Annotated in this window: 4 protein-coding genes and 1 pseudogene; 3 read left to right on the forward strand and 2 right to left on the reverse strand. The window is 71.0% G+C overall.

Translation table 11 applies throughout. From position 1 onward, the window contains the following. The 3 genes and pseudogenes from B7767_RS03185 to B7767_RS03195 all read left to right on the forward strand — a co-directional run. Nucleotides 1-550: pseudogene (locus B7767_RS03185) on the forward strand (hypothetical protein); the annotation flags it as partial. Nucleotides 551-690: 140 nt separating this feature from the next. Continuing rightward, nucleotides 691-2667 (forward strand): threonine--tRNA ligase, encoded by a 1977-nt coding sequence (gene thrS / locus B7767_RS03190; protein WP_085570763.1) that lies wholly within the window; start codon nt 691-693, stop codon nt 2665-2667. Nucleotides 2668-2749: 82 nt separating this feature from the next. Continuing rightward, nucleotides 2750-3295, forward strand: coding sequence for an HIT domain-containing protein (locus B7767_RS03195; RefSeq protein ID WP_085570764.1), 546 nt, complete (start codon nt 2750-2752; stop codon nt 3293-3295). Between the two features lie 228 nt (nt 3296-3523). Here B7767_RS03195 and B7767_RS03200 read toward each other — a convergent pair whose 3' ends face one another. Both B7767_RS03200 and B7767_RS03205 read right to left on the reverse strand, forming a co-directional pair. Beyond that, nucleotides 3524-5179 (reverse strand): hypothetical protein, encoded by a 1656-nt coding sequence (locus tag B7767_RS03200; protein ID WP_085570765.1) that lies wholly within the window; start codon nt 5177-5179, stop codon nt 3524-3526. A 218-nt stretch (nt 5180-5397) separates the two neighbouring features. Then, the gene (locus tag B7767_RS03205) at nt 5398-7596 is read right to left on the reverse strand and encodes an elongation factor G-like protein EF-G2 (RefSeq protein WP_085570766.1); all 2199 of its coding nucleotides are present in this window, start codon (nt 7594-7596) and stop codon (nt 5398-5400) included. Nucleotides 7597-7902 lie beyond the last annotated feature (306 nt).

Consider the following 7902-nt stretch of genomic DNA (forward strand, 5'->3'; position numbering starts at 1 on the left):
GGCGGGCGTCAGCCATGAGCTCACCGAGGCCCTCGTCGCCCTGGTCCGGGGCACGGAGGGCGCCCGGATCGCCGTGGCCTGGGCCCCGGCGGCCGGTGTGCCCGAGGGCTGCGCCGCCGCGGAACCGGTCGAGTTCTCACCCGGCGACCTGCCCGTCCTGCTCGAGGCCGGCCTGCGCTACCGGCGCGCGGAACCGTCGACGACGGTGCGGATCACCGGCACGGTGGTCCGGATGCACAGGTCGGGGCACCGCGGCGAGGGCACGGTCCGGCTGCGCGTGCTCGCCGGGGCCGAGGTCGGCCACGTCCGGATCGCACTCGGTGAGGAGGACTACCGCGTCGCCGGACACGCCCACCTCGTCGGACTGCCGGTGCGGGTGCGCGGGCGGCTGGAGAGCCGGGGCGGCTTCCGCCGACTCACCGACGTCGGTGAGCTGGCACCGGTGCAGGTCGACGAGGCCGAACGGGACCGGCTGATGAAGGCGCTCCAGGCGAACGCCGAGACCGCCGCCTTCTTCGGCGAGGCCTGCGGACCGGACTGCGAGGACTGACACCGGACCGCGGGGACCGGGAACCGGTACCGGACCGCGAGGACCGATTTCGCGGTCGGCGGGCCCGGGTCGGTACGATCGCACCCATGCGTGCGCTCCGGTATGGCGCCGCGACCACAGCCTTCAGTCAGGAGAGACCGGTGTCAGACGTCCGTGTGATCATCCAACGCGATTCCGAGCGGGAAGAACGCGTGGTGACGACGGGCACTACGGCCGCCGAGCTCTTCGCCGGCGAGCGCTCGGTCATCGCCGCGCGCGTGGCCGGTGAGCTCAAGGACCTCTCCTACGAGGTCAAGGACGGCGAGACCGTCGAGGGGGTGGAGATCTCCTCCGAGGACGGTCTGAACATCCTGCGCCACTCCACCGCACACGTCATGGCCCAGGCCGTGCAGGAGCTGTTCCCCGAGGCCAAGCTGGGCATCGGCCCGCCGGTCAAGGACGGCTTCTACTACGACTTCGACGTCGAGAGGCCCTTCCACCCCGATGACCTCAAGGCCATCGAGAAGAAGATGCAGGAGATCCAGAAGCGCGGGCAGAAGTTCTCCCGCCGCGTGGTCACCGACGAGGCCGCCCGCGAGGAGCTCGCCGACGAGCCGTACAAGCTGGAGCTGATCGGCCTCAAGGGCTCCGCCTCGCACGACGACGGCGCGGACGTCGAGGTCGGCGCCGGCGAGCTGACGATCTACGACAACCTGGACGCCAAGACCGGCGAGCTGTGCTGGAAGGACCTCTGCCGGGGCCCCCACCTGCCCACCACCCGGAACATCCCGGCCTTCAAGCTGATGCGCAACGCCGCCGCCTACTGGCGCGGCAGCGAGAAGAACCCGATGCTCCAGCGCATCTACGGCACCGCCTGGCCGACCAAGGACGAGCTCAAGGCGCACCTGGAGTTCCTCGCCGAGGCCGAGAAGCGCGACCACCGCAAGCTCGGCTCCGAGCTCGACCTGTTCTCCATCCCGGAGCAGATCGGCTCCGGCCTCGCCGTCTTCCACCCCAAGGGCGGCATCATCCGCCGGGTCATGGAGGACTACTCGCGGCGCCGCCACGAGGAGGAGGGCTACGAGTTCGTCTACACCCCGCACGCGACGAAGGGGAAGCTCTTCGAGACCTCGGGCCACCTGGACTGGTACGCCGACGGCATGTACCCGCCCATGCAGCTCGACGAGGGCGTGGACTACTACCTCAAGCCCATGAACTGCCCGATGCACAACCTGATCTTCGACGCGCGCGGACGGTCCTACCGTGAACTGCCGCTGCGTCTGTTCGAGTTCGGCACCGTGTACCGGTACGAGAAGTCGGGCGTGGTGCACGGCCTGACCCGGGCCCGCGGCTTCACCCAGGACGACGCGCACATCTACTGCACCCGCGAGCAGATGTCGGAGGAGCTCGACAAGACGCTCACCTTCGTCCTCAACCTGCTGCGCGACTACGGTCTGAACGACTTCTACCTGGAGCTGTCCACCAAGGACCCGGAGAAGTTCGTCGGCTCCGACGAGGCCTGGGAGGAGGCCACCGAGACGCTGCGCCAGGTCGCCGAGAAGCAGAACCTGGAGCTCGTGGCGGACCCGGGCGGCGCCGCCTTCTACGGCCCGAAGATCTCCGTCCAGGCCAAGGACGCCATCGGCCGCACCTGGCAGATGTCGACCATCCAGCTCGACTTCAACCTGCCGGAGCGCTTCGACCTGGAGTACACCGGCGCGGACGGCTCCAAGACCCGCCCGGTCATGATCCACCGCGCGCTGTTCGGATCCATCGAGCGCTTCTTCGCGGTGCTCCTGGAGCACTACGCGGGCGCGTTCCCGGCGTGGCTGGCTCCGGTCCAGGCGGTCGGCATCCCGATCGGCGACGCGCACGTCGAGTACCTGGAGAAGTTCGCGGACACGGCCCGCAAGCAGGGGCTGCGGGTCGAGGTCGACTCCTCCTCGGACCGCATGCAGAAGAAGATCCGCAACGCCCAGAAGCAGAAGGTGCCCTTCATGGTCATCGCGGGCGACGAGGACATGGCCAACGGCGCCGTCTCCTTCCGCTACCGCGACGGCTCCCAGGAGAACGGCATCCCCGTCGACGAGGCCATCGCGAAGATCGCGAAGGTCGTCGAGGAGCGGACCCAGGTCTGACCGCGCGGACGACTCCGAGGCCCCCGGGAGCGATCCCGGGGGCCTTTTCCGTGGTCCTCCGGTGACGCCATATGCTGCACGCATGACGAGTGAGCCGGAGCAGCAGTCGGGAGTGGGGACGCAGGACGCGTTCCAGCGTCTGTGGACGCCCCACCGGATGGCGTACATCCAGGGCGAGAACAAGCCGAGCGGCCCGGGCGCCGACGACGGCTGTCCCTTCTGCTCCATCCCGGCCAAGTCCGACGAGGACGGGCTGATCCTGCGGCGCGGCGAGCGGGTCTACGCGGTGCTCAACCTCTACCCGTACACGGGCGGCCATCTGATGACCGTGCCGTACCGGCACGTGGCCGACTACACGGACCTCACCGCGGAGGAGACGGCGGAGCTCGCCGAGCTCACCAAGCAGGCGATGACGGCACTGCGTACCGCGTCGGGCGCGCACGGCTTCAACATCGGCATGAACCAGGGCACGGTCGCGGGCGCGGGCATCGCCGCCCACCTCCACCAGCACGTCGTCCCGCGCTGGGGCGGCGACACGAACTTCATGCCGGTGGTCGGCCACACGAAGGTCCTGCCTCAGCTCCTGGCGGACACGAGGAAGATGCTCGCGGAGGCGTGGCCCGCGTAGCTGTGAGCTTTGCTCCCGGTGCACGGTGCCGGTGGGGGCGGGTTCGCGCAGCCCGGCACTCGCGGGGTGCCCGCGCCCACCCTCCCCCGCTCTCGGCTTCTCCCCTCACTCTCGGCTTCGCTCGAGCGGGGGGACCCCCCCATGAGCGGGGGACCCCCATCGCCCTGGGGGCACCTCCCAGGCCCTTGAGGCACTGGGGGAGGCACGACTGCCCGCGGGCTGCGACTCCTACGCGTCGTAGACGTCCGCCTTCCGAGGCGAGGCGTCCTGCACCGCCGTGCTGAGGAACGACGACCGCGACCCGAACTTCTCCGTGTCCACCCCGTTCTCCTCCAGCACCTTGATCGCGGCGGAGTGCACCACCCGCAGCACCGGCGCGGCCGCCCGCAACGCGTCGTCCGCCATGAACCGGTGCCGCCACGGCTTGTCCGCCCACGCGTGCCGCAGGCCGAACGGCTCCGGCAGGCTCAGCTTGCCGCCCAGCCAGTACAGCAGCGGCGGGTACCAGGTCAGCGGTGCCCGCGCGGCCAGGCGCACCACCTCGTCCGAGTCGACCAGCGGGAGCTTCACCTTCCGGGTCTCCCAGAACCTGATCGACTTCTGGACCTCCTTCTCCTTGGCCGCCGGCTTGCTGGTGAACAGCGAGTGCACCGGCCCCAGCGCGTGCCCGGTGACCTCGATGCGCAGCGTCTCGTGCAGCACGGTCACGGTGATCAGCATGGTGATCACCAGCTGGCCGTCCCACAGCGTCCACTGCACGCCCAGGTAGTGCCGGTCGCCCGCGCCGAACTGCTGCTTGTTGCAGATGTCCTGTATGGCGTGGGACTTGACCTGGTACGCCTCGACGTCCGTGCCCTCGGGCCGGGAGACCGCGTCGGCGTTCTCACCGATGGGCGTGACGATCCAGTGCCGTACCGACGGCTTGGGGAAGCCGCCGGTGTGCAGCGGCCCGCGCTCCAGCATCCGCAGCCGGTCGTGGATGGACTTGACGACGTCCCAGCTGCGGAACGGGTTGATCTCCCGGTCCGGGTCGGCGGGCACCAGGTCCTCGGCGAGCTGCCAGCTGCCCCAGCGCGTGCCCATGCCGAGTATGCCCTTGGGCCCGGCGTAGAAGACGGAGTTGGACTGCTGTTCGGCGCTGAGCCGGGCCAGGGACTGGCGCAGTTGTTCGGCGGCCGTCTCGCCGGGGCTGCTCGGCACCGCCTCGGGCACCTTGGCGCCGACGCTGCTGCCGGAGAGCAGGCCGGCCCAGCGCTCGCGCAGGTCCCTCGCCGTGCGCTCGCAGATCTGCTTGGCCCAGAACCAGCCCAGCACCGGGGCGACGACCGCCGCGCGCGCGTACCAGCCCCAGAAGCCGTCGAACGGCATGCGGATCAGGAACAGCACGGCGAGGGCGCCCACCGCGACCAGCAGGGTGGTGGCCAGCGCGCCCGCCCGCTTGTCCTCGCGCCTGGACATCGTCGTACGGATCTGGAAGACCAGCAGCCATACGAGCAGACCGGGCAGGAAGAGCAGTCCGCACAGGACCATGACGGCGCTCAGCCAGTTGTCCCGCTCGCGGCGGATGCGGTGCGCCGCCAGCGAGTGCTCGACCACCACCTGAGGCTGGGTGCCGAAGGACTGGATGAGCGGCGCGCGGCCGGAGCCGAGCATCCGGTCGATGATCGCCCTGGAGAACGCCTCGCCCAGGTTCGGCCGGAACAGCTTCAGCCTGGGTGCGCTCACGGCCGACTTGTGCCACTCGTTGTTGGCCTTGAGTATCTCCTCGGCCTCGTTGTCCCGGTAGGCCGCCGAGGCCAGCGCGAACGTCGGGGTCTGCCCCTCGTCGCCCGTGCGCGGCACCTGCGGACCGAAGAACTCCGCGTAACCGCTCTCAACGGTCATTCCCGCCCCCGATCGCCGCGACTGTCGTCTTGCGGCCTTCCCGACTTCCTTGCTGCGCACACCTGTTGATCAGGTCTTCAGCGTATCCGTACCCACTGTCGTCCGTAGGCGGACGGCCGAAGCCGTCCGCCACCACGGAGTGAAGCATTCCGAAGTCGTCCCTGCGCGAGGGGCGTACGCGGGCGCCCGCCGGGTCTCCCGGGGGCGCCCGGCGCCGGCTACGAGGCGGTGCGCGCCTCTTCCTTGACCCGTTCCGCCACGTTCGGCGGCATGGGTTCGTGCCGCGCGTACCGGCGGCTGAACTGCGCGGTGCCGTGCGAGAGGGAGCGCAGGTCGACGGCGTACCGGCCGATCTCGATCTCGGGAACCTCGGCCTTGATGAGGGTGCGTCCGCCGGGTGACTGCTCGGTGCCGAGCACCCGGCCGCGCCGGCCGGACAGGTCGCTCATCACGGGGCCGACGTAGTCGTCGCCGACCAGGACGCTCACCTCGGCCACCGGCTCCAGCAGATGGATCTTCGCGTCCGCGGCCGCCTCCCGCAGGGCCAGCGCGCCGGCCGTCTGGAACGCGGCGTCGGAGGAGTCCACGGAGTGCGCCTTGCCGTCGAGGAGGGTCACGCGGACGTCGATCAGCGGATGTCCCGCGGCGACTCCCTTGACGGCCTGGGCCCGTACGCCCTTCTCGACGGAGGGGATGAACTGGCGCGGCACCGCGCCACCGACCACCTTGTCGACGAACTCGATGCCCGAGCCGTTCGGCAGCGGCTCCACCTCGATCTCGCAGATGGCGAACTGCCCGTGCCCGCCGGACTGTTTGACGTGCCGGCCGCGCCCGGCCGCCTTGCCGCCGAACGTCTCCCTGAGCGACACCCGGTGCGGTACCACGTCGACCTGGACGCCGTAGCGGCTGCGCAGCCGTTCCAGGGCCACGTCCGCGTGCGCCTCGCCCAGGCACCACAGCACCACCTGGTGGGTGTCCTGGTTCTGTTCCAGCCGCATCGTCGGGTCCTCGGCCACCAGCCGGGACAGGCCCTGCGAGAGCTTGTCCTCGTCGGGTTTGCTGTGCGCCTGGATGGCCAGCGGCAGCAGCGGGTCGGGCATCTCCCACGGCTCCATGAGCAGCGGGTCGTCCTTGGCGGACAGGGTGTCGCCGGTCTCCGCGCGGCTGAGTTTCGCCACGCACGCGAGGTCGCCCGCGATGACGTGGGAGACGGGCCGCTGCTGTTTGCCGAACGGTGTGGACAGGGCGCCGATCCGCTCGTCGACGTCGTGGTCCTCGTGGCCGCGGTCGGCGAGCCCGTGTCCGGAGACGTGCACGGTCTGGTCGGCGCGCAGGGTGCCGGAGAAGAGCCGGATCAGGGAGAGCCGGCCGACGTACGGGTCGGAGGAGGTCTTCACGACCTCCGCGACCAGCGGGGCGTCGGGGTCGCACGGCTTCAGCTCGCGCGGCCTGCCGTCGACGGTGGTCACGCTCGGGGTGCCGTGCTCCAGCGGGGTCGGGAAGCCGCCGGTGACCAGCTCCAGCAGTTCGACCGTGCCGAGTCCCTGGCGGGCGCCGTCGGCGGCGGGCGCGGCGGCCAGGACGGGGAAGAACACCCCGCGTGCGACCGCACGCTCCAGGTCCTCGATCAGCGTCTCGACGTCGACCTGCTCACCGCCGAGGTAACGGTCCATGAGGGTCTCGTCCTCGCTCTCGGCGATGATCCCCTCGATGAGCCGGCCGCGGGCCTCCTCGATCAGCGGGAGCTGGTCCTCGCCGGGCTCGGACTCCTTGCGCTCGCCGGTGGAGTAGTCGAACAGCTTCCGCGACAGCAGTCCGGTCAGACCCGTCACGGGCGCGTGCCCGTCGGGTCCCTCCGGACCGTGCAGCGGCAGGTACAGCGGCAGTACGGCGTCGGGGTCGTCGCCGCCGAACGTCTCCGCGCAGACGCGGGTCATCTCCTCGAAGTCCGCGCGGGCCGCCTCCAGGTGCGTGACGACGATGGCGCGCGGCATGCCGACCGCCGCGCACTCGTCCCACACCATGCGGGTCGAGCCGTCCACGCCGTCCGAGGCCGAGACGACGAAGAGGGCCGCGTCCGCCGCCCGCAGACCGGCCCTGAGTTCCCCGACGAAGTCGGCGTATCCGGGGGTGTCCAGAAGGTTGACCTTGATGCCGTCCCATTCGAGCGGCACCAGGGAGAGCTGTACGGAGCGCTGCTGCCGGTGCTCGATGTCGTCGTAGTCGGAGACGGTGCCGCCGTCCTCCACGCGGCCCGCCCGGTTCACCGCCCCCGCGGTCAGCGCGAGGGCCTCCACCAGGGTCGTCTTGCCCGATCCGGAGTGGCCGACCAGCACCACATTCCGTACGGACGCGGGGTGGTCGGCCGCCTGCGCCCTGCCGGCGGCTCCGGGGTGTGTGTGCGCCTTGTCGCCCATGATCCTGCCTCCCGTGCACGGTGAGGTCACTGTGGGCGCGGACCCGCGGAATCCGCGTGCGGTGCGGCTCCGGCGACGCCCGCGGTCCTTCGAGCTTTCCACTCCCGTCACGGCGCGTCCATACGAACGACGCGATCCCGGTGCCCATCCCCGTTCACGGCGGTGCGAACCGCGTCGCCTGCCGGGCCCGGCAGGCGGTCGGGCCGGAGGAGACCGGCGGTGCCCCGCGGACCGGACGCGCGGGGGCGAGGAGGGTGCCCCGCGCGGGGTCCCGGTCGGGCGAAGCCGGGAGCGGGGGAGCGCGCA

Source organism: Streptomyces sp. 13-12-16, from assembly GCF_002114215.1.
GTDB lineage: Bacteria > Actinomycetota > Actinomycetes > Streptomycetales > Streptomycetaceae > Streptomyces.